This window comes from Bacillus sp. JJ783 (assembly GCF_036963225.1).
Taxonomy (GTDB): domain Bacteria; phylum Bacillota; class Bacilli; order Bacillales; family Bacillaceae_G; genus Bacillus_A; species Bacillus_A cereus_U.
This window is the reverse complement of sequence record NZ_JBALMG010000086.1, coordinates 12,082-38,123: the sequence shown is the minus strand read 5'-3', so window position 1 is coordinate 38,123 and position 26,042 is coordinate 12,082. Positions and strand designations below refer to the sequence as shown.

Genomic DNA, 26,042 nt, shown 5'->3' with positions numbered 1-26,042 from the left:
AAAAAATGTGGTGGGATGCTTTGTGCAGTATAATTTTAAAGTAGAGGCTTTTGAAGGGCCTTTAGATCTATTGTTACACTTAATACATCGTTACGAAATTGATATATATAATATTCCTGTAGCGGAAATTACAGAGCAATATCTATCTTATGTCCATACGATGAAAGAATTACAATTAGATGTTGCCAGTGAGTATTTAGTAATGGCTGCAACGTTATTACAAATTAAAAGTAAAATGTTGTTACCGAAACAAGAAGAAGATGTACCTGATAACGGTGAAGACTTTATAGATGACCCTCGTCAAGAATTGATGGAGAGGTTAATTGAATATAAGAAATATAAGCAAGTTGCTACTGAGTTAAAAGAAAGAGAACAAGAAAGAGCACAGCTATATACACGTCCGCCAATTGATTTTACATCATTTCAACAAGAAGAGGAGACAAGCTTACCTCTTGATGTTACGTTATATGATATGTTAGCGGCATTTCAAAAGCTAATGCGTCGTAAAAAAGCAAAGACCCCCGTAACAACGCGAATTACTCGCCAAGAAATCCCAATTGCACAGCGAATGACGGATATTCTACAGCAGTTAGAAGTAAGAGGCGGTCGTCAAAGTTTTTATGATTTGTTTGCTGATGAAGAACGTGAAATAATGGTTGTAACATTTTTAGCGGTTCTTGAGCTAATGAAAAATCAACAAATCATAATTGAGCAAGAACATAATTTTGATGAAATTTTCGTATCAAGCTCTAATAAATCCTTATAGAGCCAGCAAGTGAAGATGGGATAGAAATATTTTATCTCATGTTAGGTTTTAATGTATCGTTTGGAACGAGAGAAGAAATATTGAACCGAACGCATTTACTGTGATTCGGTTTTTTTATGTGTATTTTTTATGGGAAATAGGAGGAAGGAGTTCGTAAAATGGATAGAAAAGAACAAAAGGCGATTATTGAAGGGCTTTTATTTGTTGCAGGTGACGAAGGGATTTATCCGGAACAGATAGCTAAAGTTCTGGAAGTTGAAGTGGAAGAAGTAATAAACAGTATAGAGGAAATGCAAAAAGAATGTGAAGGATCGAATCGCGGTCTGCAAATTGTGCAATATGCAAAAGTGTATCGTTTTGCAACAAAGAAAGAACATGCTGCATACTATCAAAAATTAATAGATACCCCAACAACGGCGTCACTGTCTCAAGCAGCTCTTGAAACGTTGGCAATCGTTGCGTACCGTCAACCGATTACAAGGACAGAAATGGAAGAGATTCGAGGCGTGAAAACAGACAAGGCATTACAAACGTTAGTTTCACACTTACTTATAAAAGAAACGGGAAGAGCGGAAGGACCAGGGCGCCCTATTTTATACGGAACGACGAAAGAGTTTTTAGATACGTTTGGATTGAAAACGTTAGATGATTTACCACCTCTTTCGGAAGAAAATGAACAAATGAATGAAGCAGATTTATTCTTTGGCTCTTTACAGGAATTATCAAAATAAAAGCTTAGCATTTTGCTAAGCTTTTTTTGTATATCAATTACAGAGCGTGCCATACTAAATGAAAAAAGGAGACGAGCTATGAAGGGTGTACGGAGTATTCTATTGTTGGTTTCTGTTTTATTATGTTTTTCGTTAAACAGCGCATCGGCTAAAAGATATATGATGTCTATTCATACTACGTCTTCTATACATATGCAGCGGCAACATTTCGGTAAAATGAAAGTGAGTTTTTTAAAAGTTGGACAAGGTGATGCGACACTTATTACATTGCCAAATGGTCAAACGATGTTAATAGATGGGGGCCCTTATGAAGCGGGAGAGGTTATTATTCAAAAACTAATTGAAAAAGGAATTAATCATTTAGATGTGATTGTAAGTACTCATCCTGATATGGACCATATAGGGGGGCTTATTCCAATTGTAGAACAAATGCCAGTTTCACTCGTATTAGATAGTGGGAAAACATATAGTTCATTTACTTATCATACGTATCGGAATAACATTAAAAAAAGAGGCATTCCTTTCATTTCAGTGAAGGAAGGACAATACATACCGCTAGATCCACATGTTTCTATACAAGTATTGAACAATGGTAAATCAAAAGACGAGAATAACGAGTCCTCAATTGTGTTAAAGATTCGATATGGTAAAGCGGACTTTTTATTAATGGGTGATGCTGATATACGGACGGAAAATGAAATATTAAAGCAATTTGATGTACATGCAGATGTATTAAAAGTTGGGCATCATGGCTCGTATACTTCAACGAGTGAAACATTCTTAAAAAAAGTAGATCCACAATTCGCTATTCTTTCGTACGGGAGTAGAAATCCGTATGGGCATCCTCATCAAAGTGTAGTAAGACGATTAAAACAGCGTGGTATAATGATATACGGAACAAACAAGCGAACTGTAGAAATAGAAACAGATGGTGAACATATTACTATGGGGGCAAGCGGTCTTATGCCATTACTTAAGTAACTAATTATATAAGAGGTTATTATCCATTTTGGAAAAAATGGATAATATATATTATAATGAAAAAGAAATCAATTTCCTTTTTTCGCTGAACGAAGAGGAAATTTCATTAGAATGTATAGACAACTACTTGTGTGTATATTAAGATGGGATTAGGCGAATAAGGTAATAATAATAAGTAGGTATTTCATGGGAAAGGATCGATGAAAATGAAAACGCAAGTTGTCATCAATGCCAAAATTTATACAGGTAAAGAAGTAGTGGAAAACGGATTTATTCGTTACGCAGAAACAGTTAAAGAAATTGGTTTGATGGCTCAATATGTATCACAAGAAAATGAAACTGTGTTAGATGCGGCAGGAAAGACTGTGATTCCAGGTATGATTGATGTTCATATTCATGGTGGATACGATATTGATGCGATGGATGCAAATAGCGATGGATTAGTAACTCTTGGTAAAGAAATGTTAAAAGAAGGAGTTACAACTTACTTCCCAACAACAATGACACAAGCTCCAGAAGCGATTAAAGCGGCGCTAAGTGCTGCGAAGGAAGCGAAAGATAAAGGAGCACATTTCGAATATATTCACTTAGAAGGACCATATGTTTCAAAAAAACGTGCGGGTGCACAACCGCTTGAACATATTGTTCCTGCGAGTATCGAGCAATTTAAACAATGGCAGGAAGCAAGCGGTAATCTAATTAAATTAGTAACATATGCACCGGAAGAAGAAGGTGCGTTAGAGTTTGAACAGTATCTTGCTGAAACAGGTGTTGTTGGCACAATGGGGCATACAGATGCGATTGATGCACAACTGAAAAATAGAAAAATTACACATGCAACACATTTATACAATCAAATGCGTGGATTACATCATCGTGAACCAGGAGTTGTTGGTCATGTGTTATTAAATCCAGATGTAATGGTTGAAGTAATTACAGATGGTATTCACATTCACCCTGATATGGTGAAATTAGCATATAAATTAAAAGGACCGAAAAAAGTAAGTGTCATTACAGATGCAATGCGTGCAAAAGGTCTTGAAGAAGGATTATATGAGCTTGGCGGACAGCCAGTACATGTAAAAGATGGCAGTGCCCGATTAGAAGATGGAACGTTAGCTGGTAGTATTTTGAAAATGGATCAAGCTTTCCGAAATGTAATTGAATTTACAGGATGTTCAATCGAGGATGCAGTGTTGATGACATCAGTTAACCAAGCAGAAGAGTTTGGATTAAATAATAAAGGCGCGTTAGCGGCAGGTAAAGATGCAGACTTTGTTGTTATGACTGAAGAATTACATGTATATGATACGGTTCGTTTAGGAATTCATATGAAGGAAGGGAAGTAATTAGATGAATATTCTTGTTGTAAAAACTCCAGAAGAATTAGCAGAAGCAGGTTATAAGTTAATTAAAGAGGTTGTAAAATCAAAAGAAAATCCAACTTTAGGAATGGCTACAGGAAGCTCTCCATTAGGTATTTATGCAGAAATGCGAAAAAATAAACTTGATACAAGTCATGCAACCACTGTAAACTTAGATGAGTACGTAAATTTACCACACGAAGATAAAAACAGCTATCACTATTTCATGCAAGAACAGTTGTTTGATCATCTTCCATTTAAACAAACTTATGTACCGAATGGGATGGCAAGTGATTTAGAGGAAGAGTGCAAGCGTTATGAAGGCATTCTAGTAGCTAACCCAGTTGACTTACAGATTCTTGGAATCGGTGAAAACGGTCACATCGGATTTAATGAGCCAGGAACACCATTTAATTCTCCAACTAACATTGTAGAATTAACAGAATCTACACGCCAAGCAAACCTTCGCTTCTTTGAAAATGAAGAAGATGTGCCGACTCATGCGATTACAATGGGAATTGGAAGTATTATGAAAGCAAAACAAATTCTACTTGTTGCTATGGGATCTAAAAAGGCAGAAGCTATTAAAGAATTATTGCAAGGTGAATATAGTGAGGCGTGTCCTGCGACAGTTTTACAACGTCATCCGAATGTAACCGTAATCGCAGATCCAGAAGCTCTATCTTTATGCAGTGAGGCGATTGCTGATGAACATCGACAAGTATTCACCATTTCCGATCTATTATCAGATTCAAGAGTGGGTGAAACAGCTAATTGAGGAAGGCGAATGGAAGCCGGGAGATAAAATTCCATCTGAGAATGAACTTTGTGATAAGTTCGAAGTGAGTCGTATGACAATCAGACAGGCGATTAATAACTTAGTGGAACAAGGTTATTTATACCGGAAACGTGGGATTGGAACGTTCGTCCAACTTCCGAAAGTGGAGCAAAAGTTGCAAGGAATGACGGGATTCACAGAAGATATGATTTCTCGTGGTATGAAACCGAGCAGCCAGTTATTAAGTTTCCGCCTAGTTCCAGCTACTGCTAAAATAGCAGACCGGCTGAGAATACAAGAGGGAGAATCGGTTTATGAAGTGAGGCGTACGCGCTTAGCTGATGACGAACCGATTGCATTTGAGACGACATATTTGTCGCCAACTCTTGTGAAAGATATTAACGAAGAAATATTGCAACAATCTTTATATGAACATTTAGAGAAAAAACTGGGCTTTAAGCTTGTTCGCGCTACTCAATCAATTGAAGCTTCAATTGCAACGGATAATGAAGCTGAACATCTGCATATTCCTAAAAAGGCGCCTGTACTTGTAATGCGTCAATGGTCATATTCAGAAGGTGAGTTACCGTTAGAGTATGTGAAATGTATTTATCGTGGGGATCGTTACAAGTTTATTACGAACATCGCACGTAACAAGTAATATATTTCAGTTTGTGAAGTACAGTGAACTTTGATGTTTTCAACATGTAAAGAAATAAAAACACGACTCATCCTTATAAGGATCGAGTCGTATTTTTATTTGCTTCTTCATTATAAACAAGTACTTGGTTAACGGCATCTTTGACAGCATCTACTACATAGTGAGCGTGCTCTTTTACCGCGTCATCAGCTTGAGACATAGCAAAACTATGAGGAGTTAAAGAAAACATTGGAATATCATTGTAAGAATCCCCTATGCACGCAACCTCCTCTGGTTGTATTTGAAACTCTTGTAATAAAACAGAAATAGCAGAACCTTTACTAATATTTGGTGGCATTACATCTAAACATTGTTCAGCTGAAATGAAAGTACTAACTTTTCCATGGAATTTTTCATCAATCTTTTTTTGAAGGAGTTGTAAGTTTTCCTTTGTTCCACCGATAGAAATTTTATTTGGAAAAATTGTATCATCGATTTTCTGTAATAAATTTGGTTCTTCAACAGAAGTCATTGTTATTTGTTTTTCGAGTTCATGAATAAAAGGTGTCTTTTCTTCAATATAGTAATTATGCTCATCACTTACATAACGGAAATAAGGGTCTTCATTTGTCATTGCTAACAAATCAGGTAGAATACTGGAATCGAATGTTGCAGATAATAGTTGTTTATTTTCTTGTGTATATACGAAAACACCGTTCACACTAATGCGATGGAAATTTGTATTTACAGCCTTCATTAAGTCGGCGATTTCATTATCAAGTCGCCCGGAAGCGAAACAAAGAATAACATTTTGCTCAGCAAGACTGCGAAGTGCTACAATATCTTGTTCATCAATTAGACCTCCATGTTGCATCATTGTACCGTCGATATCACTTACAAACATTTTAATCATGTTGCTATCTCCTTTCTATGTACAGTTGCTCTTACATTATACGCACCATATACAAACATGTCTAAAAAATGAATTTTTATCAAATGGTAGATGTTTTACATTGACGACAAAGAAGAATATTCTGTAACATAAAAGTAGGCTATTTAAGTACGAGGGTGGTGTTATATGAGTAATTATCTAGAAATTAAAAAAGTTTTAAATAATAATGTCATTATTGCTAGCCATCCTGAACACGAGGAAGTAGTAGTGATCGGTAAAGGAATTGGATTTGGAAAAAAGGCTGAAGATGTGTTGGAGCAAGAACAAATTGAGAAAATGTTTGTTTTAAAAAATGAACGTGATCGAGAACAATACAAACTTTTAGTGCCACATGTGAGTGAAAAGCTAATTGAATTGATGAATGATATTATGTTATACATTCAAGAAAAAGCGGAGTCTCCATTAAATGAACATATTCATATCGCTTTAACAGATCATATTTCTTTTGCAATTAAAAGGCTAAAACAAGGACTTACAATAGATAATCCTTTTTTAGTTGAAACGAAAATGCTATATCCAGAGGAATATGAAATTGCTGAAGGAGTTGTGCAACTTTTAAATTCTCGTTTGCAAATTATATTGCCAGAAGGAGAAGTTGGCTTTATCGCACTCCATATTTACAGCTCGCTTACAAATTCTGATTTATCTTCTGTTAATCAAAATTCCCGTCTTATTGCACAACTTGTGTCTTTAATTGAAATAAACCTACAAATTACATTAGACCAAGAAAGCATTCATTATTTACGCCTTATTCGTCATTTGCAATATGCTATTGAACGGGTGAAAAAAGGAGAAAAGGTAGAAGAAGCACAAAGTTTTGCTGATTTATTAAAATTAGAATATCCAGTTTGTTACAATTTGGCATGGAAGCTAGTCAAAGTAATGCAGAACGAATTACAACTTCCTGTTTATGAAGCGGAGAGTATTTATTTAACGATGCATTTACAACGATTAGTGAAAGCAGAACATGTGTAAAAAGACATATATTTTTGTCTAAAATGAAAACGTTAAAAAAAATGATTGAATCGCTTACAATAGTTATGTATAATAACTATTGCAAAGTTATACAAAATTCGACAAACACATTAAGGTAAATAACGAAAACGTTTGCTTTAATTATAGTGAACTTATACGTAATCCTATTTTTGACACGTGTTACTGATTCGATCAGGCATGAGTGGAGAAAAGTTGGGAATGTAAGCTAAAGAAAGGGACATACTACCCTTTGTATAGCTATCGTTCTATCTTTTTTTTCCTCATGCCTTTTTGGCGTTTGTCGAAAAGTATCAATATAGATAAGAGAGGAAGGGTTTCCATGTTTAAGAAGATCTTTGGTGTTCTTCAAAAAGTCGGAAAAGCGCTTATGCTTCCAGTAGCGATTTTACCGGCAGCAGGTATTTTACTTGGATTTGGTAATGCATTTCAAAATCCACAACTAACAAATGTTATCCCTGCTTTAAAAGCAGATTGGTTCGTAATGGTTGCAAAAATTATGGAACAATCGGGTGATATTATTTTCGCTAACCTTGCGCTATTATTCGCAGTTGGGGTAGCAATCGGTTTAGCTGGTGGAGACGGAGTAGCTGGTTTAGCAGCGTTCGTCGGCTACTTAATTATGAACAAAACGATGAGTGTGTTCTTAGAAGTAGATAAACTAGTGAAAGTAACAAGCACTGGAACAGATCCAGTGAAAATTGGATTTTCAGATCCAGCATATGCAAACGTATTAGGAATTCCAACGCTGCAAACAGGAGTGTTTGGTGGTATTATCGTCGGGATAGTAGCGGCATATTGTTATAATAAATACTTCAACATTGAATTACCATCATACTTAGGTTTCTTTGCAGGTAAGCGTTTCGTACCGATCGCAACTGCAACATTCTCTTTAGTAGTAGGTATTATCATGTGCTTCATTTGGCCATACATTCAGGGTGGCTTAAATACGTTCTCACATCAAATGATTGATGCAAATAGAACGATAGCAGCATTTATATTCGGTTTAATCGAACGTTCATTAATTCCATTTGGATTACATCATATTTTCTATTCACCGTTCTGGTTCGAATTCGGTCAGTATACAAATGCAGCTGGCGAATTAATCCGTGGTGACCAAAAAATCTTTATGGCACAGTTAAAAGACGGCGTAGAATTAACAGCTGGTACATTTACAACTGGTAAGTATCCGTTCATGATGTTCGGTCTTCCAGCAGCAGCTTTAGCAATGTACCATGAAGCACGTCCAGAAAATAAAAAATTAGCAGCTGGTATTTTAGGATCTGCTGCATTAACATCTTTCTTAACAGGTATTACAGAACCGCTTGAATTTTCATTCTTATTCGTAGCACCAGTATTATTCGGAATCCATGCAGTATTCGCTGGTCTATCATTTATGACAATGCAAATTTTAGGTGTTAAAATTGGTATGACATTCTCTGGTGGTTTAATTGACTTCATATTATTCGGTGTACTACCAGGTCGTACGGCATGGTGGTGGGTAATTATTGTTGGTCTTGTACTAGCAGTTATTTACTACTTCGGATTCCGTTTCGCAATTCGTAAATGGAACTTAAAAACACCTGGTCGTGAAGTAGCGAATGCTAATGAAGGCGCAGGGAAAACAGAAGCAGGAGAACTTCCACGTGAAGTATTAGTAGCACTTGGTGGTAAAGAAAACATTGCTTCGTTAGATGCTTGTATTACTCGTTTACGCGTTCAAGTTAACGAACAAAAAAATGTAAATAAAGACCGCTTAAAAGAGCTTGGAGCAGCCGGTGTACTTGAAGTTGGAAATAACATTCAAGCTATTTTCGGACCGAAATCTGACACATTAAAATCACAAATTCATGATATTATGTCAGGTCGTACACCTCATGTTGAAAAAGAAGCGCCTGTAAAAGCGGAAGAAGCTCCTCAACAGGTTGATGAAAATGAAACAATCGTTTCACCAATTGAAGGAAAAATCTTACCGATTACAGAAGTACCTGACCAAGTATTCTCAGGAAAAATGATGGGAGATGGATTTGCGATTGAGCCAACAGAAGGAACAGTAGTTTCTCCGGTTAATGGTGAGATTGTAAATGTATTCCCTACAAAACATGCGATTGGTATTCAGTCTGAAGGCGGAAAAGAAATTTTAATCCACTTCGGTATTGATACTGTAAAATTAAATGGTGAAGGCTTTGAAGCACTTGTAGCACAAGGTGATAAAGTGAAGCAAGGACAACCATTATTAAAAGTAGATCTTGCATTTGTAAAAGAAAATGCACCATCTATTATTACACCAATCGTCTTTACGAATTTACAACAAGGGCAACAAGTCGAATTGAAAAAAGATGGAAATGTTAAGAAGGGCGAAAACGCTATTATTGACATTCAGTAGGAATTTGACGCAAAATGTTTATAATTATAATAGGCGATGTGGTTGACCGAACATCGCCTATTATATACAATAGATGATGTAGTACTCACGTCTATACAACTAAAAAAATACTGTATTTAAAGGAGATAAATTATCATGGAAAAAATCTTTAAAGTAACTAGCGACTCAGGAATTCATGCTCGTCCAGCAACTCTACTTGTAAACACTGCAAGCAAATTCGGTTCTGACATTAACTTAGAGTATAACGGAAAAAACGTTAACTTAAAATCAATCATGGGTGTTATGTCTTTAGGAATTCAACAAGGCGCGGAAATTAAGGTCACTGCAAATGGTGATGATGCAGCTCAAGCACTAGCAGCTATCGAAGAAACTATGAAAAACGAAGGATTAGGAGAATAATGACTCTTAATATCCAAGGGATCGCTGCATCAAGTGGGATTGCTATTGCAAAGGCTTTCAGACTTGAGAATCCTGAATTTAACATTGAAAAGAAATCAATTACAAACGAAGCTGCTGAAATTGCACGCTTAGACGCTGCGCTTGAGAAAGCAAAATCTGAACTAGAAGCTATTAAGGACCACGCTTTTGCTGAGCTAGGTGCTGATAAAGCTGCTATCTTTGAAGCACATTTATTAGTATTAAATGATCCGGAATTAGTAAATCCAGTAAAAGATAAAGTAAATAGCGAAAAAGTAAATGCTGAATTTGCAATGGATGAAGTTGCATCAATGTTTATTTCTATGTTTGAAAACATGGATAACGAATACATGAAAGAACGTGCTGCGGATATTCGCGACGTAACAAAACGTGTTCTTGCACATTTACTAGGAATTAACTTCTCAAACCCTGGTACAATTTCTGAAGAAGTAATCATCATTGCTGAAGATTTAACACCATCTGATACAGCTCAGTTAAACCGTAAGTATGCAAAAGGTTTCACAACTGATATCGGTGGACGTACATCTCACTCTGCAATTATGGCTCGTTCTATGGAAATTCCAGCTGTTGTTGGTACGAAGGTTGTTATGGAGAAAATCCAAAACGGCGATATCGTAATCATTGACGGTTTAGATGGAGAAGTAATTGTAAACCCATCTGAAGAAACTCTTCGTTCTTTTGAAGAAAAGAAAGCGAAATTTGAAGAGCAAAAAGCTGTATGGGCAAAATTAAAAGACCAAGCAACTGTAACAAGTGATGGACATCACGTTGAGCTTGTTGCTAATATCGGAACACCAAATGATGTACAAGGTATTATCGATAATGGCGGAGAAGGTGTTGGTTTATACCGTACAGAATTCTTATACATGGGCCGTGACAATCTTCCAACAGAAGAAGAGCAGTTCGGAGCGTATAAAGCAGTTCTTGAAGGTGTAAAAGAAGATCAACCAGTCGTTGTTCGTACACTTGACATCGGTGGAGATAAAGAGCTTCCATACTTACATTTACCAAAAGAAATGAACCCATTCTTAGGATACCGTGCAATTCGCTTATGTCTTGATGAGCAAGATGTGTTCCGTACACAACTTCGTGCATTACTTCGTGCTAGCGTATACGGTAACTTAAAAATTATGTTCCCAATGATTGCAACTCTTGATGAGTTCCGTCAAGCGAAAGCAATCTTATTAGAAGAGAAAGAAAGACTTGTTCAAGCGGGTACAACTATTTCTGATTCTATTGAAGTTGGTATGATGGTTGAAATTCCAGCTTCAGCAGTATTAGCAGATCAGTTCGCAAAAGAAGTTGATTTCTTCTCTATCGGAACAAATGACTTAATCCAATACACAATGGCTGCAGATCGTATGAACGAACAAGTAGCTTACTTATACCAACCATATAACCCATCTATTTTACGTCTTGTAAAAATGGTTATCGATGCTGCTCATAAAGAGGGCAAATGGGCTGGTATGTGTGGTGAGATGGCGGGAGATTCACTTGCTATCCCATTATTATTAGGCTTAGGTTTAGATGAGTTCAGTATGAGTGCAACATCTATTCTTCCTGCAAGAACACAACTAAGCAAGTTGTCAAAAGCAGAAATGGAAACATTAGCAGAAAAAGCATTAACAATGTCAACTGCTGAAGAAGTTGTTGAATTAGTTAAAAGCATATAATAGTAAAAAAACCTGAGACGATTCGGAATCGATCTCAGGTTTTTTCTATGAGAAAAGTAAATCTTATTTTGCGGCTATTGAGGATAAAGAACAGAATTAGATAGCGATTGCAACGATATCAGTTGGGCAAACACGTAAAATGCCAGTAAAAGTATTTCGATTTTGATTGTTCTTATCGTCTTTATCGTTATCTTTGTCGTCTTTGTTATTACGAGCTAAAGCAGAGAAAAGAGCAACGCCGTTAGCGAAACCTTCAAAAATTACATTGTTGAATGTTCCGTTACCTCTAATGCTTAAAAGAGAAAGCTCTGTTCCAACTGAAATGCTAGCAAGTACGTTACATACAGCTGTTTGTTGTGGTTTTACCTCTTTCTCTTTCTCGCGATGGTCGCGATGGTCACACTCTCTTTCACGATGATGACAGTCTCTAAAGTTATCACAGCATCCAAATGATCCAAACATAATCCTCATCACCCCCTTCACACTTATAATCTATGTAAGTTTGGCAGTCGGTGACTGGACAGATAATGGAAATTTTTCTAGGGGATTTTCTCATTTTAAATGACTAGATGGGTGTTTAGTATGGAATGATGTTTAAAATAGGGGAAATATCACAAAAAAATGTAAAGACCACCGAAATGAATGAAATAGGTAGCCTTTACACTTTTTTGCTTTTATATAAAACGATGATATATACAGGAAGAGCTAAGAGTAGTGGTGCAATGGATCGTACAGTATGTTTTTCTGTTTCTAATTGTAACGCTTCTTCTTTTGGGAATTGTAACACTGATATGTTTGCAGCATCGCCAATAAAATATAGCAGTAGTACAGTTACTATGTAACTTAAAAGTGCGATAAAGCTTCCGTATGAACTCAATGAAAATCCCTCTCTTGTTATCTATTTGTTATCATTGTATCACAATTGTAACAAAAATACACGGTTATATTTCGGTACTTTAACAAATTTCGACACAAAACGCCATATTTGTTTATGGGGATAGCATGAAAATTACGATTTCTCTATGTATAGATGTCGAATAATACATTGTAATATTACGGATGTGTGACAGAATATAAAAAAACGAAGGTAATGAAATTACCTTCGTTTTTATTATTTCGCCCATTCACTTACTTGTTCTACGCTCATGCGTGGTGCAGGGTGACCTTTTAAAGTTGATTCACCAATTGTAATAAGCATAATTGGTACGTAACGAGATGAAACATTAAATTCTTCCATTAGTGCTTGTGGGTTGAAACCACCAATTGCGCAAGTATCCCAGCCAGTTGCTTTAGCAGCAAGCATAAGTTGCATTGCTGCTAAAGCAGCATTTGAAAAGGCAGCATCTCTTGGGAATTGCTCACGAGCATATGCAGATTCAATGTTTTTAGCTAAGCGTTCTTTTGCTTCTTCTTTCATAAATCCTTGTTCTACGATTGGACCATAAACGGGTTCAACGTTTTTATAAGCTTCTAAATCACCTAAAATAGCGACTACTGCAGAAGCATCAAGAATTTGTTGTTGGTTATAAGCAATTGGATGTAATCTTTTTTGTACATCTTTGCCTTGGAAAACAAGGAATTTCCAGTGTTGCAGGTTCCAAGCAGAAGGTGCTTGAGCAGCTGCTTTTAAAATTTCGTGTAATTCTGTAGATGAAATTTCTTTTTCGGGGTTGAATGCACGTGTAGATGTGCGTTCATATAAAACGTTAAAAAAGTCACTGTTTGTCATTATATATCCTCCAAATTACATATCAGCTTAATTTAAAATACATGTAATATATTCTACTTACATTTTGTAAGTTATTGAATTTAAGAATATAATAACTTTATTTTAATTGTCAAGTTTTAAGTGCTAAGGAGGGCATTCATACAAACGATACAATTCCTACAATCATACACTAAAAAAGGAATTTATTGAGTAAAAAGGCGAAGATAACATTCTCAATTAGCTTGTTAATATGTATCCCTCACTAATCGAATTTTTTTGAGAACAATCTTTTATAAAATGATTGTGAGGAATTCAGTAAAACAAGATATATGAAGTGAGTGAAGACTAGTGATGAACATACTACATTTTTTATTAGAGAATACTGTTTTCCAAAATGTATTACAAGATCTTCAGTTGAATGTCCTTTATATAGAAGATGGATGTACACATCAACAAACGATAGAAAATGTCCATCCAAAGTGTATGTTTATAGCAAATAGTTTTGAAGAAGGAGAAATATTGTTTCATAGAACTAGACCGCATATTGTAATTATGTATGTAACAGATGTTGATCAAATAAAATATATAAAGAATATATATGATTCACGGAGTACATTCATTATCATTTGGGATCAACAGATAAACAGTGAGTTTGCAGATTTACTCATGTTAGGAATACGTAATATTGTTATAGCGCCAGTAACCCCACAAGTGGTACTAGAGGAAGTGAATAAGAGTTTATATCAACTTTCTTTAGTGCGGCAAGTAGGTTTACAACAAGAATTGCTTCAAACGATGTTTGATTTTCAAAATGATTTATTATTTATAGTAGAAGATGATGAGATTGTTGATTGTAATACGAATTTTTTACAATTCTTCGGATATGATAATTTATTTACGTATCGTGAACAACATTTAGTGTTTGCAGAACATCTTATTAGAGAGAACGGATACTATTCGACGAATCACGATATAACATGGTTGGATGATACTTTATCAAATGGAAGAAGAATTAAAATGTACAATTATGAAGGAGAAGAGTTTACTTTTCTATTACGTGCGACACCATTACCAGAAGACTTATCACGATTTATAGTAAAATGTACAGAGATTACAGAATTAGATGAAATCTATCAAGAGCAAGAAAGACTTGCAATGATAGATTCATTGACAGAAATATATAATCGTTTGAAATTCCAACAAATATTGGAGAAAGAGTGGGAGAATGTAGTACGTAACGATGAAAAAATAGCACTTATTTTGTTTGATATAGATAATTTTAAATCAGTAAATGACACATATGGTCATGATTTTGGCGATTTAGCACTAGTACAACTAGCAGATCTTATGAAATCTAAAGTTGAAAATCAACATATATTTGCAAGGTGGGGAGGAGAGGAATTTATAATATTAGTGACAAATACGGTAGAAAAAGAAGCGTTTCAAGTTGCGGAGTCATTACGATTTTTTATTGAAACAAAGCAATTCTCTGGAATTTCAAAGTTAACAGCGAGTTTTGGAGTTGCGTTACATGAGAATGGGATTACTAAAGAAGAATTAATGCAAAGAGCGGATATTGCATTATATGAAGCAAAAAAAAATGGGAAAAATCAAGTATGTATATATAGGAAAGAAAAAATGTGATTTTTCGCAACAAATTGTTGCGATTTTTTTTTATTACCTGATAATAGAATATGGGGGACCATTTTAAATGAAGTAACGACGGAGGAACAATATGATAAAAAAAATAATGGCTATGGTTTCACTGTCTGCTGTAGTTTGCGGCGGAGTATACTATTTTCTCTATAGTCCAGATCCAAAGGAACAAGCAGTATTAACAACAAAGGTAACGCCTGCTATTGAGTCAGAGGTACAAGATAATATAGAAGAAGTACAAAAAATTGATTATGCTAGTATATCTCAAAAGTTAGATCAGTATTTAGTAGGAAAGCAATTTAATGGGACAGTTTTGGTGACAGATAAAGAGCATGTTATATTGAATAAAGGATATGGATATGCTGATGTTCAAAATAAAATAGAAAATACACCTCAAACAAAATATCGTATCGGTTCTATTACGAAAACAGTTGTTGCTACATCCATTCTACAGTTACAAGAACAAGGGAAGTTAAATATCCAAGATAATGTAAATAAATATATTCCTTCATTTCCAGCAGATAAAAGCATCACGTTATATCACTTATTAACACATACATCTGGTTTACCGGAAAATGGGAAAGGAAAGGTTAATGTAGCTTCACGTATAAATTTAATAAATTGGATTGGAAGTCAAAAGTTAGATTTTCCACCAGGAACAGGTTGGAAGTATACGGATTATAATTATATGGTGCTCGCTTATATTATAGAAAATATAACGAAAAAGCCTTTAGGAGATTATATAAAAGAAAATATATTTACAAAGGCAGAGATGCATGAATCAGGTATGGGAAATATGGTGCCTGGAGATAAAAACTTCACGAAGGGTTATGTGAAGAAAGATCAAGAACTTGTACCAGCGCAAAAATTAGGGATGGACTGGTTATATGGCTCTGGTGAGATGTATACGACAGTAGGAGATATGAAGAAATTAGATGAAGCGATTATAAATGGCAAGCTTCTTTCTGAACAAAGTATACAAGCGATGTTTACACCTTCACAAGAAAGAAAATATGCATTTAGCTTTTACATATATCCTGATTTTTTCCATAACCATGGTGTACTATCTGGTTGGAATACGTTTAATAATTTCAATAAAGAAAAAGGAACGTTTGTTATTTTATTTTCAAATGTGAAGAATAGTTTGGATGATGATTTTAATAAGGAATTTCGGAAGATGGTAAATGATTTATTAGAACAAAGGGGATGAGAAGATGGAAAATAAAAATTTATCAATAGGTTTTATTGGTATTGGTGTGATGGGAAAAAGTATGGTTAACCATTTAATGCAAAGTGGTTATAAAGTATATGTATATAATAGAACGAAGGAAAAAGCGGATTCTTTAGTGCGAGAGGGTGCGACTTGGTGTGATACACCGAAAGCGTTAGTAAAGCAAGTTGATGTTGTTATGACGATGGTTGGTTATCCTCATGATGTAGAAGAAGTGTACTTTGGGATAGATGGAATTTTAGAACATGCAAATGAAGGTACGATAGCAATTGACTTTACAACATCGACACCAACATTGGCAAAACGTATTAATGAAGTTGCGAAAAGCAAGAATATATATACATTAGATGCACCAGTATCTGGAGGGGATGTTGGAGCTAAAGAAGCTAGACTAGCAATTATGGTCGGTGGAGAGAACAGAATATATGATATTTGCTTACCTCTATTTGAAAAACTAGGAACAAATATTCAGTTGCAAGGCCCTGCTGGGAGTGGACAACATACAAAAATGTGCAATCAAATTGCAATTGCTTCTAACATGATAGGAGTATGTGAAGCGGTAGCGTATGCGAAAAAGGCTGGACTTAATGCAGATAAAGTATTAGAGAGTATTTCGACAGGAGCTGCAGGTAGCTGGTCATTAAGTAATTTAGCTCCTCGAATGTTAAAAGGAGATTTTGAACCTGGCTTTTATGTAAAGCATTTTATGAAAGATATGAAGATTGCTTTAGATGAAGCTGAAAAATTACAATTACCAGTACCGGGTTTAACCCTAGCGAAGGAATTGTATGAAGAGCTAATCGTAGATGGAAAAGAGAATAGCGGAACACAAGTATTATACAAAAAGTATATAAGGGGGTAAATGAAATGGATCTCCAAAAGTTTGACGAAATGATTGATGCTGTGCAGCGAGCAACTTGTGTACAGATTAATGATAAGCAAAAAGAAGCTTTTAAACAAAAATACGATTTTGAACCAAATTTTGAATATGGAAGAGATGAGAAAGGGCATTATGTTATCCGAACCTCGAAAAAGATGTTAGAGGAAATGGAGTTTTATATGGCATTGAAATATGATCGGGATGGAATTGCCCTTTATATGCATGCTGAGATTGAAGGGACATGTCATGTATCCGTTAGCTATAGCGAAGATGCACTTCATTTGCAAGAATTGTTTCAATTTCTAGAAGAAAATAAATAAAAAGTCCTCATTTGAGGACTTTTTATTTATTTAGGCAGGCATAATATTTAAGTTGGATAATCTATAGGCTGGAAGCGCGACGGCATCTTTCAATTGGGAATGGAATAACTTGTGCAATGTGATTAGGACCCAACTGTTTCGCGCGAGCATGGCGTAGTATATAAAATGCGCACAGAATAGCAACAGGAATAGCACCATATAAACCGAAAAATAAAGCGCTTACACACGATGCAGCAAAACCTAAAACACCAACTTCTAATTCTTCCATAATAGCTCCTAAAATGACAGGAATAGCTCCGCATATAACTCCTAGTATAAGTGCGATAAGTAAACTCATGATTATCCCCCTCTGTTTGCAATATTATTTTCCTTCTTATTAGTTGTAGTATATCATACACAAAACAGAATTTTCAGAAAAAATTCAAAAAAAGTTCAATAAATGTTCAAAAAGTATTCCGAAATGTACTTGATAAAGTGAAATTACGATTCGAGATATTTGATTTAAACAAACGAAAGGGACAAATCATTTTAATAAATAAAAAATCAGGCTTACTTCAATGTTATGAAATAAGCCTGTTCCATAGGAGGATGTATATATGTAGAGTGAATAAAAGGTTGGAAAAGGGGTTCCAAGTTCTTTTATTCAACTAGCTACCTTAATAAATTGGAACCCAACCTTCTGTTGTAACAAAAATACGAATAGCTACAACTTGGCGATCATCTTGTAAAGTAAAATAGTGTCTTGCATTTTCAGGTACAGATATAAGATCACCAGGCTCAAGTTCAACGTCAAAGAATCGACCATCTTTTCCTTCAATAGCGAAGATGCCATGACCGCTGACAATAAAGCGAACTTCATCGTCAGTATGATGGTGTTCTTTTTGAAAATTAATTAATAACTCGTCAAGGTTAGGTGTGCTATTTGAAAGTGAAATCACATCATATGCTTTATAACCTCTGCGCTCTGAAACATCCGCAATTTCTTTTGAAAACAACGTTAATATTTCAGCTTTATTTTCATCTGTTAAGGAGTAATTTTCTTTTAAATGAGTAGGAAGTTTAGAAATATTCCATTTCTCATATAAAACATCTTCTCCTTGTAGAAAGTTTGATACTTCTACTTCATTCTCAATACGAGTATTTTCCTCATGAATACGAATTTGCGCCATTAGAAACGCCTCCTTGAATTGATAATAATTTTATATGAAATTGGAATAAAAACTCATAAGCTTCTAATCTTTTTTTTGCATCAAAGCTATCACGGCCCCATACGGTAATGCCATGGTTTCGAATTAATACTGCTCCTGAATCTCCTTGTATATGCTTTCGAAATTTCTCTCCAAGCGTTGGGATATGAGCATCATTTTCTATAATAGGAATGTTAATCGTTGCACCTTCTTCCCAAATATCAAGAGCTTTAATAATCTCTTGATTTTGAAGGGTGACTTTATCGCTATACAAATTTGTGATGACATTATTATCAGTTGTATGAACATGAAGTACGCACCCAGCATTCGTACTGTTATAAATATGTGTATGCAATATTGTTTCTGCTGAAGGGCGTAACTCAGTTTCTAAAACGGGAACTCCTTGATGATTTACTAATAGAAAATCATCTGGAGTGGTTTTTGTTTTATCTTTGCCACTTGCTGTAATAAGAAAAGTAAGGGGATCATGACTGACTTTTATAGAAATATTTCCACTTGTTGCTGGAAACCAATTCCGAGTTGTTAATTCTTTTTTTATTTCACTTAAGTCATACCATTGACGAAAAAGTTGTTTCATGATTTCACCTCCAACAAATGTTGTAATTCGACTTGAATATCGTGAAATGTGTTAAAGGATGTATAAGCAATATGATTTTCTTCACATTTTGTAATAAGGAAGTCACGGGCAAATACTTTATCTGCTTGTTTTGCTGCTTGTAAATCAGTAATGGAATCTCCTATCACAATATGAAAATCATCTTTAGAGCTTAGTTTCCGAATTAATGATGATTTACAGAGACCGCAACTATGCTGACATTGCTCGTCACAAGGGTGCGGCCATTTAACTTCAACAAATTCTCCTGAAAAGTCAGTTGCATTACAATAAATTTGTTCTTTAGGGATTATTTCTTGTAAGAGTGGATAGACGAAGAAATCCATTCCACCTGATATAACGTAAAAGGAAATGTTATTTTCATTAATGAATTGTATGAATTCATGAAAACCTGTACGGATTTCAGCAGTTTCTTGTAAAAACTGAATAATATCATCGTGTAGATTAATAGGTATTAATCGAAATAATTGAGAAACACCTTCTTGAATAGAAAGTTCTTGCGATAAAATTTTTTGCTTTATTTCCTCTGCTTCTGGTGGTGCGAATTTTTCCATAATGGACATGATATTATCGTTATTTGTAATCGTACCATCGAAATCACAAAATACTTGAATGCTCATAATTTCACCTCATGAGAAGGATTTCCCCATATTTGTAGTGCGCTATGCAAATTTATTTCATCCACCTCATGGAGTGGTTTACCTTGTAAAGTAGCTTCAATTGCAGCACGGAAAGCTTTGCCACCACCTTGAGCTCCATTTGGATGCCCATGAATCCCGCCGCCGGCATTAATAACAACATCCTTACCAAAATCTCGTAGAATAAAGGGAACGAAACCAGGATGAATTCCAGCAGATGGAACAGAAAAACTTTTCTTGAAATAGTGGTCTTCCTCAGTTAATGCTTCTGTAATGAGAAGAGCTTCCTCTTTTTCTAATGCAACGTTGCCGTATGGTGATGGGAATAAAGAGAAATCAGCACCAGCGTAACGTAGTAATTTTCCAAGTAGTAATGGAGAAGAGAACCCGTATAGTTTCGATGACGAATATGCGCCACTTACAGCAGGGTGTGCCATAATAGGAATTGGAATTTCATCGTCTTCTACAAGTGATTGCAGTACATCTAATCCATAAGAAAATACATTAAATAAAAGAATGTCTGCTCCAGCTACCACCGCACGTTTCGCGTTCTCTTTTAAATCATAAGTTCGCCCTGTTAAATTTACTGCGTATAAAGTTTTATGTCCGTAAGTTTCGTATACAGATTGTAAAACTTCTTTCCCAGATTCAATTCTTTTTGTAAGTGGTGTTAATGAGTTTTCGAATAAAATTTCATCATCTTTTACAATATCTACGCCTCCAATTGCCTGATCGCGTAGTTGAGTTTTTAAATATCCAATATTCCGTCCTATCATCCCTTTGAAAATACTCATTAGAAGAGGGCGATCTTGAACTTGTAACAGGTTTCGAATGCCTTCGATTCCAAATTTTGGTCCAGGAAAATGTTTCTTTAATTCGTCTGAGAATGTTAAATCAATTAGTTTAATTTCTCCATCTAACGAAAGTTTTCCAAATGTTGTTGTCAAAATGGCTGGTAAGTCGGGGCTAAAGTTCAGCGATGGATAATGAATTTTAATGAGTCCACGTGATACTTTTTTGCCAAGGTAAGAGTTAATATGTTCTTGTTCGTCTAACGCTTCAATATGAATGACGTTGCCTTTATGCTGTTTTAATTGTTCTTGCAATAAGTGTGGCAAATGAGTCCAAGAGCCAATTGTTAAACCAATTGCAATTTGTTCCGCTTTCTTTTCTAAGTTGTGAGAATCATCGTGGATTAAATATGTCGCTATAATTCCGCTCATTGTTAAAACCTCCTAGTTAAATAAAAAAACCTCTCAGCTAAGGAGAGGTTTTTTTACAACCAGCTCCTTATCTGTCAGCGTAACGCTGCGAGAATTAGCACCGTGTCTACAATTGTAGATCGGTTGCCGGGTTTCGTCGGGCTCGTCCCTCCACCTGCTCTTGATAAGAAGTATTTAGAAATGTTTAAATTTTTAAGATAACTGAATTTTGTCAGATATTTTTCATGTTGTCAATTACTTTTTGAAAAAATTTAATTTATCAATTCGATTAATAGCTTCTCGTAATCTATCTTCTGTATGCAAGAGACCAACACGGACATACCCTTCGCCGTGCTCACCAAATCCAACACCAGGAGCAACTGCAACGTGTGCTTTTTCTAGCAAAATATCAGAAAATTGCTCAGATGTATATCCTTCTGGTACAGGAAGCCATGCAAAGAATGATCCTGTTGGAATATCTACATTCCAACCAATTGAGTGACAAGCTGAAATAAGAGCGTTTCTCCGAGATTCATAACTATTAACAAGTTCTACCACACAAGACTGCGAGCCTAATAGTGCTTCGCGGGCAGCATCTTGAACTGCACCAAAAATACTAACATACATATGATCTTGCAATAGGTTAATTGTTTCGATGACACTTTCATTCCCCACTGCAAAAGCAATACGCCAGCCAGCCATATTGAAAGTTTTTGATAAAGTGTAAATTTCAATTCCTGTATCTTTGGCGCCGTCTGCTTGCAAGAAACTAACAGGCTTTTGACCATCAAATCCGATAGCACCGTAAGCAAAATCATGAACAACTAATATATTATGTTTACTAGCAAAATGAATGGTTTCATCAAAGAATTCTTTTGATGCAGTAGCACCGGTAGGATTATTAGGATAGTTTAAAAACATTAACTTGGATTTCTTGGCAATAGAGTCATCAATTTTTGTATAATCTGGTAAAAAATTATTTTCTGCAATAAGCGGCATTGTTTCAAAGTGCGCTTTTGCTAAAGCAACTCCGGATAAATAATCTGGATAGCCTGGATCTGGAACGAGAATGGTATCACCAGGGTTTGTAAAACAAATTGGTAATTCTACTAATCCAGCCTTTCCACCAAACAAAATAGCAACTTCAGTTTTTGGATTTACTACTACATCATATTCACGTTGATAGAATGTTGCCACGGCTTCTTTTAAGCTTTCATGTCCGCGAAATGGCGGATATTTATGATGAATGGCCTTTTCAGCAGCATCTTGTAAAGCTTTTACGATATGCTGTGGTGTTGGTTGATCTGGATTACCTTGACCTAGATTAATAACATCGTGACCAGCTGCAACGACTTTGTTAACTTTTGCAACAAGTGAAGCGAAAAATTGTGTCGGCAATGATGTTACTACTTCGGAAGGTTGGAAATTTTTCATACTTTTCACCTCTTTTGAAAGTTGTTACAATTCTAGTGACAAATGATATAATCTTTCCAGTATTTTGTAAAGAAAAAATTAGGAATGGGGCGGACAAAATGAAAGTCGCATGTATTCAAATGGATATTGTCTTTGGTGATGTAGAAAAAAATATTGAGAACGCTAAAAATAAAATAAGCGAAGCGATGAAGGAAAGACCAGATGTTATCGTCTTACCAGAATTATGGACAACAGGATATGATTTAACAAGACTTTCTGAAATTGCAGATAGGGATGGATTGGAAACGAAAGAAAAGTTGAAAGAATGGTCGAAACAATATGGTGTACATATTGTTGGTGGTTCCATAGCGAAGCAAACAGAGCAAGGTGTTACAAATACAATGTATGTTGTAAACAATGAAGGGAATCTAGTCAATGAATATAGTAAAGTACATTTATTTCAGCTTATGGATGAACATAAATATTTAGTAGCTGGTAATGAGACAGGTGAATTTAAGCTAGATGATGTAGAGTGCGCTGGCACAATTTGCTATGATATTCGTTTTCCGGAGTGGATGCGTGTTCATACTGCTAAAGGTGCAAAAGTTTTATTTGTTGTAGCAGAATGGCCATTAGTACGTTTAGCGCATTGGCGTTTGCTTTTACAGGCGAGAGCAGTTGAAAACCAGTGTTATGTTGTAGCATGTAATAGGGCGGGAAAGGATCCAAATAATGAGTTTGCAGGTCATTCTTTAATTGTCGATCCGTGGGGTGAAGTTGTAGTAGAGGCAAATGAAGAGGAATCTATTTTATTTGGAGAGCTTAAATTCGAGAAAATTAAAGAGGTTCGCAAAGGAATTCCAGTTTTTGCAGATCGTCGTCCAGAATTATACAAATAAAATGTTGACAAGTGATTTTTATTCTTGGTATAGTCTTCATCATAAAGTTAAAAATTCAAAAAATTATAAAACTCTTATCAAGAGCAGGTGGAGGGATTTGGCCCGATGAAGCCCAGCAACCGACCGCAATACCATTGTGAAATGGGGCGTTTATGACGTCAAAAGGCACGGTGCTAATTCCAGCAGAAAGTAAACTTTCTGGCAGATAAGAGGGGAGAAGATAAACTTCAAACCTCTTTCTTTGTGGGAAGAGGTTTTTCTGTGCTAGAAAAACCTCTGAATTAAAAGGGGGAGAAGACGATGGGATATTATTCATTAACAGAAGTAACAGCTGTACACTACGCAAAAGAACATGGATACTTTGATAAGAAAGCGAATGTAATCTGCCATGAAATTGGAGATGGCAATTTAAATTACGTATTCAAATTAGATGATGGAGAGAAGACAATTATATTAAAACAAGCACTTCCATATGCAAAAGTAGTTGGTGAGAGCTGGCCATTGTCAATAAAAAGAGCAACGATTGAAAGTAAAGCACTACAAATTTTCGCGAAGTATGTACCGGAATACGTTCCAGAAGTATACAGTCATGATGAGGAGTTGGCATTGACAGTAATAGAAGATTTATCAAGGCTAACGATTACAAGAAAAGGATTAATAGACGGAGAAGAGTATCCTCTTTTATCCCAGCATATTGGTCGCTTTCTAGCACATGTTTTATTTTACACTTCAGATTTCGGCGTACGTTCAGAAGAGAAAAGAGTGTTAGATAGTGAATTTGTTAATCCAGATCTTAGTAAAATCACAGAAGATTTAGTGTTTACAGATCCGTTTGGACATTACGATACGAATGATTATGAGTCAGATTTACAGTCAGTGATTGATGAACTTTGGAGTGATAAAACTTTAAAACTAAAAGTAGCACAATATAAATATAAGTTTTTAACGAGAAAAGAAGCGCTTATTCATGGTGATTTACATACTGGTAGTATTTTTTCATCACCTTCTGAAACGAAAGTGATTGATCCAGAATTTGCAACGTACGGTCCATTTGGATTTGATATCGGTCAATTTATTGCAAATCTATTATTAAATGCTTTATCTAGAGAAGAAGAAAAGAGAAGTGTACTATTTTTCCATATAGAAAAGACATGGAGTTATTTTGTAGAAACTTTTACGAAGTTATGGATTGGAGAAGGTGTAGAAGCATATACGAAAGAAAAACAATGGTTACCAATTATTTTGCAAAATATCTTTACTGATGCCGTCGGGTTTGCCGGATGTGAACTTATTCGTAGAACAATTGGTCTAGCACACGTGGCAGATTTAGATGAAATATCAGATAAAGAAAGAAGAATTCAAGCTAAAAAACAAGCACTTTATTTAGGGAAAGAACTATTAAAATATGAATCAAAGAGCGCAGATATACAACTGTTCCGAACATTATTTCAACATACAATTTCAGGAGGCATAAAAGCATGAGTACAATTGTAACTGTTCCGAGGTCTGTAAGTTGGAAAGGTGATGCAATTGCGGTATTAAATCAAACAAAGCTGCCTCATAGTACAGAATACAAAACGTTAACGACTATTGAAGAGGTATGGAAAAGTATCATTATGTTAGAAGTACGCGGAGCACCTGCAATTGGAATTGTAGCTGCGTTTGGTTTGGCGCTTGCGGCAAAGAAATACGATGCTACAAATATCGATGAATTTCAAAAGAAGTTTAATAGAGATTGTAACTATTTAGGGACATCACGTCCGACGGCAGTCAATTTATTTTGGGCAATTGATCGCATGAGAGAAGCTATACGAGGGATTTCTACAATAAAAGAAGCACAAAAAATATTAGAAGAGGAAGCACTTCGTATTCAGCAAGAGGATGAAGTGGTGTGCCGAAGTATTGGAGAACATGCTTTAACATGTTTTAAAGACGGTGATAAAATTTTAACAATTTGTAACGCTGGAAGTATTGCAACTGCTAGATATGGAACAGCATTAGCCCCATTTTATATTGGGAAAGAGAAGGGTGTACGTTTACATGCTTATGCGTGTGAAACGAGACCGGTTTTACAAGGTGGTCGTTTAACGACATGGGAATTGAAGCAAGCAGACATTGATGTAACGCTTATTACGGATAATACTGCAGCACATGCAATTCGAACGAAAGAAATTAATGCGATTATCGTAGGGGCAGATCGAATCGTTGAAAACGGTGATACTGCTAATAAAATAGGAACATTAAATTTAGCTATATTAGCAAAGTATTTCGGTATCCCATTTTACGTTGCAGCACCGTTATCTACATTTGATACTACGAAACAAACAGGTGCTGAAATTGTCATTGAAGAAAGAGATGAAACAGAAGTTACGAAAATTTTTGGGAAACAAGTGGCGCCACTTGGAACGCCTGTATTTAACCCTGCATTTGACGTAACACCGCATGAATTAATTACAGGAATTATAACTGAGAAAGGTATTTTACGTGGAGAATATAAGCAAGAAATTACGTCATTATTTGAAAAAACAAGCTAATCACAAATAGCTTGTTTTTTTATGCCTAAGATTCTCTT

The 26,042-nt window shown here is 35.4% G+C and carries 27 protein-coding genes and 2 riboswitches; of the genes, 17 read left to right on the top strand and 10 right to left on the bottom strand.

Translation table 11 applies throughout. From position 1 onward, the window contains the following. Window positions 1–22: 22 nt before the first annotated feature. From V7038_RS18260 to phnF, 6 genes are all read left to right on the top strand, one after another. Window positions 23–766, top strand: a complete 744-nt coding sequence (locus V7038_RS18260; protein ID WP_002111606.1) for a segregation/condensation protein A — start codon at window positions 23–25, stop codon at window positions 764–766. A 158-nt stretch (window positions 767–924) separates the two neighbouring features. Continuing rightward, on the top strand, window positions 925–1,497 hold the full coding sequence (gene scpB, locus V7038_RS18255; protein WP_002111604.1) for an SMC-Scp complex subunit ScpB: 573 nt from the start codon (window positions 925–927) through the stop codon (window positions 1,495–1,497). A 78-nt stretch (window positions 1,498–1,575) separates the two neighbouring features. Next, window positions 1,576–2,478 carry a ComEC/Rec2 family competence protein gene (locus tag V7038_RS18250; RefSeq protein WP_002145925.1) on the top strand — a complete coding sequence of 301 codons (903 nt, stop codon included), beginning with the start codon at window positions 1,576–1,578 and terminating at the stop codon, window positions 2,476–2,478. Window positions 2,479–2,684: 206 nt separating this feature from the next. Continuing rightward, window positions 2,685–3,827 (top strand): N-acetylglucosamine-6-phosphate deacetylase, encoded by a 1,143-nt coding sequence (nagA, locus tag V7038_RS18245; RefSeq protein ID WP_335471289.1) that lies wholly within the window; start codon window positions 2,685–2,687, stop codon window positions 3,825–3,827. Between the two features lie 4 nt (window positions 3,828–3,831). Then, window positions 3,832–4,620: a glucosamine-6-phosphate deaminase gene (gene nagB, locus V7038_RS18240; RefSeq protein ID WP_002033913.1), complete on the top strand. Its 789-nt coding sequence runs from the start codon at window positions 3,832–3,834 to the stop codon at window positions 4,618–4,620. Continuing rightward, complete coding sequence (gene phnF, locus V7038_RS18235) at window positions 4,550–5,281, top strand: phosphonate metabolism transcriptional regulator PhnF (protein ID WP_078172874.1); 732 nt, start codon at window positions 4,550–4,552, stop codon at window positions 5,279–5,281. The genes nagB and phnF overlap by 71 nt, the downstream gene beginning before the upstream one ends. Before the next feature lie 73 nt (window positions 5,282–5,354). Here phnF and V7038_RS18230 read toward each other — a convergent pair whose 3' ends face one another. Then, the gene (locus tag V7038_RS18230; protein WP_002111601.1) at window positions 5,355–6,173 is read right to left on the bottom strand and encodes a Cof-type HAD-IIB family hydrolase; all 819 of its coding nucleotides are present in this window, start codon (window positions 6,171–6,173) and stop codon (window positions 5,355–5,357) included. 165 nt (window positions 6,174–6,338) lie between these two features. Between V7038_RS18230 and glcT the strand changes: the two genes are divergently transcribed. The 4 genes from glcT (at window position 6,339) to ptsP (ending at window position 11,702) form a co-directional block, all read left to right on the top strand. Next, window positions 6,339–7,187, top strand: a complete 849-nt coding sequence (gene glcT / locus V7038_RS18225) for a glucose PTS transporter transcription antiterminator GlcT (RefSeq protein ID WP_002199447.1) — start codon at window positions 6,339–6,341, stop codon at window positions 7,185–7,187. A 340-nt stretch (window positions 7,188–7,527) separates the two neighbouring features. Next, window positions 7,528–9,591, top strand: a complete 2,064-nt coding sequence (gene ptsG, locus V7038_RS18220) for a PTS glucose transporter subunit IIABC (RefSeq protein WP_002111599.1) — start codon at window positions 7,528–7,530, stop codon at window positions 9,589–9,591. A 135-nt stretch (window positions 9,592–9,726) separates the two neighbouring features. Then, a complete protein-coding gene (gene ptsH, locus V7038_RS18215; RefSeq protein ID WP_002033915.1) occupies window positions 9,727–9,990 on the top strand; it encodes a phosphocarrier protein HPr in 264 nt (87 codons plus the stop codon). Then, window positions 9,990–11,702, top strand: a complete 1,713-nt coding sequence (ptsP, locus tag V7038_RS18210; protein WP_002111598.1) for a phosphoenolpyruvate--protein phosphotransferase — start codon at window positions 9,990–9,992, stop codon at window positions 11,700–11,702. The genes ptsH and ptsP overlap by 1 nt, the downstream gene beginning before the upstream one ends. A 96-nt stretch (window positions 11,703–11,798) precedes the next feature. Here ptsP and V7038_RS18205 read toward each other — a convergent pair whose 3' ends face one another. From V7038_RS18205 to V7038_RS18195, 3 genes are all read right to left on the bottom strand, one after another. Next, window positions 11,799–12,164, bottom strand: coding sequence for a DUF3915 domain-containing protein (locus V7038_RS18205; RefSeq protein ID WP_002033917.1), 366 nt, complete (start codon window positions 12,162–12,164; stop codon window positions 11,799–11,801). 196 nt (window positions 12,165–12,360) lie between these two features. Further along, on the bottom strand, window positions 12,361–12,579 hold the full coding sequence (locus V7038_RS18200; RefSeq protein ID WP_002111597.1) for a hypothetical protein: 219 nt from the start codon (window positions 12,577–12,579) through the stop codon (window positions 12,361–12,363). Window positions 12,580–12,813: 234 nt separating this feature from the next. Beyond that, window positions 12,814–13,431: a nitroreductase family protein gene (locus V7038_RS18195; RefSeq protein ID WP_002111595.1), complete on the bottom strand. Its 618-nt coding sequence runs from the start codon at window positions 13,429–13,431 to the stop codon at window positions 12,814–12,816. Window positions 13,432–13,761: 330 nt separating this feature from the next. Here V7038_RS18195 and V7038_RS18190 point away from each other — a divergent pair, with 330 nt between their 5' ends. From V7038_RS18190 to V7038_RS18175, 4 genes are all read left to right on the top strand, one after another. Continuing rightward, window positions 13,762–15,054, top strand: a complete 1,293-nt coding sequence (locus V7038_RS18190) for a GGDEF domain-containing protein (RefSeq protein WP_002111593.1) — start codon at window positions 13,762–13,764, stop codon at window positions 15,052–15,054. A gap of 91 nt (window positions 15,055–15,145) precedes the next feature. After that, window positions 15,146–16,276 carry a serine hydrolase domain-containing protein gene (locus V7038_RS18185; protein ID WP_002111591.1) on the top strand — a complete coding sequence of 377 codons (1,131 nt, stop codon included), beginning with the start codon at window positions 15,146–15,148 and terminating at the stop codon, window positions 16,274–16,276. Window positions 16,277–16,280: 4 nt separating this feature from the next. Next, the gene (locus V7038_RS18180) at window positions 16,281–17,159 is read left to right on the top strand and encodes an NAD(P)-dependent oxidoreductase (RefSeq protein ID WP_002111590.1); all 879 of its coding nucleotides are present in this window, start codon (window positions 16,281–16,283) and stop codon (window positions 17,157–17,159) included. A gap of 5 nt (window positions 17,160–17,164) precedes the next feature. Next, a complete protein-coding gene (locus V7038_RS18175) occupies window positions 17,165–17,497 on the top strand; it encodes a DUF3909 family protein (protein WP_002111588.1) in 333 nt (110 codons plus the stop codon). Window positions 17,498–17,558: 61 nt separating this feature from the next. Here V7038_RS18175 and V7038_RS18170 read toward each other — a convergent pair whose 3' ends face one another. The 6 genes from V7038_RS18170 to V7038_RS18145 all read right to left on the bottom strand — a co-directional run bounded on the left by V7038_RS18170 (window position 17,559) and on the right by V7038_RS18145 (window position 22,592). Beyond that, the gene (locus tag V7038_RS18170; protein ID WP_002111585.1) at window positions 17,559–17,834 is read right to left on the bottom strand and encodes a hypothetical protein; all 276 of its coding nucleotides are present in this window, start codon (window positions 17,832–17,834) and stop codon (window positions 17,559–17,561) included. 319 nt (window positions 17,835–18,153) lie between these two features. Next, on the bottom strand, window positions 18,154–18,666 hold the full coding sequence (locus V7038_RS18165) for a 1,2-dihydroxy-3-keto-5-methylthiopentene dioxygenase (RefSeq protein WP_002111583.1): 513 nt from the start codon (window positions 18,664–18,666) through the stop codon (window positions 18,154–18,156). Then, on the bottom strand, window positions 18,644–19,282 hold the full coding sequence (locus tag V7038_RS18160; RefSeq protein WP_002111581.1) for a methylthioribulose 1-phosphate dehydratase: 639 nt from the start codon (window positions 19,280–19,282) through the stop codon (window positions 18,644–18,646). Before V7038_RS18160 ends, V7038_RS18165 begins: the two co-directional genes overlap by 23 nt. After that, a complete protein-coding gene (locus V7038_RS18155) occupies window positions 19,279–19,938 on the bottom strand; it encodes a 2-hydroxy-3-keto-5-methylthiopentenyl-1-phosphate phosphatase (RefSeq protein ID WP_002111579.1) in 660 nt (219 codons plus the stop codon). Before V7038_RS18155 ends, V7038_RS18160 begins: the two co-directional genes overlap by 4 nt. Next, window positions 19,935–21,179 (bottom strand): 2,3-diketo-5-methylthiopentyl-1-phosphate enolase, encoded by a 1,245-nt coding sequence (gene mtnW, locus V7038_RS18150; RefSeq protein ID WP_002111577.1) that lies wholly within the window; start codon window positions 21,177–21,179, stop codon window positions 19,935–19,937. Before mtnW ends, V7038_RS18155 begins: the two co-directional genes overlap by 4 nt. 64 nt (window positions 21,180–21,243) lie before the next feature. Beyond that, window positions 21,244–21,349, bottom strand: a riboswitch (SAM riboswitch). Between the two features lie 64 nt (window positions 21,350–21,413). Next, entirely contained in the window at window positions 21,414–22,592 is a 1,179-nt protein-coding gene (locus V7038_RS18145; RefSeq protein WP_002111576.1) for a pyridoxal phosphate-dependent aminotransferase, read from the bottom strand. 14 nt (window positions 22,593–22,606) lie between these two features. Here V7038_RS18145 and V7038_RS18140 point away from each other — a divergent pair, with 14 nt between their 5' ends. The 3 genes from V7038_RS18140 (at window position 22,607) to mtnA (ending at window position 26,004) form a co-directional block, all read left to right on the top strand. After that, entirely contained in the window at window positions 22,607–23,470 is an 864-nt protein-coding gene (locus V7038_RS18140) for a carbon-nitrogen family hydrolase (protein ID WP_070170550.1), read from the top strand. 71 nt (window positions 23,471–23,541) lie between these two features. Further along, window positions 23,542–23,682: riboswitch (SAM riboswitch) on the top strand. An 88-nt stretch (window positions 23,683–23,770) separates the two neighbouring features. Further along, complete coding sequence (gene mtnK / locus V7038_RS18135) at window positions 23,771–24,952, top strand: S-methyl-5-thioribose kinase (RefSeq protein ID WP_335471226.1); 1,182 nt, start codon at window positions 23,771–23,773, stop codon at window positions 24,950–24,952. Then, a complete protein-coding gene (mtnA, locus tag V7038_RS18130; protein WP_335471223.1) occupies window positions 24,949–26,004 on the top strand; it encodes an S-methyl-5-thioribose-1-phosphate isomerase in 1,056 nt (351 codons plus the stop codon). Before mtnK ends, mtnA begins: the two co-directional genes overlap by 4 nt. Window positions 26,005–26,042 lie beyond the last annotated feature (38 nt).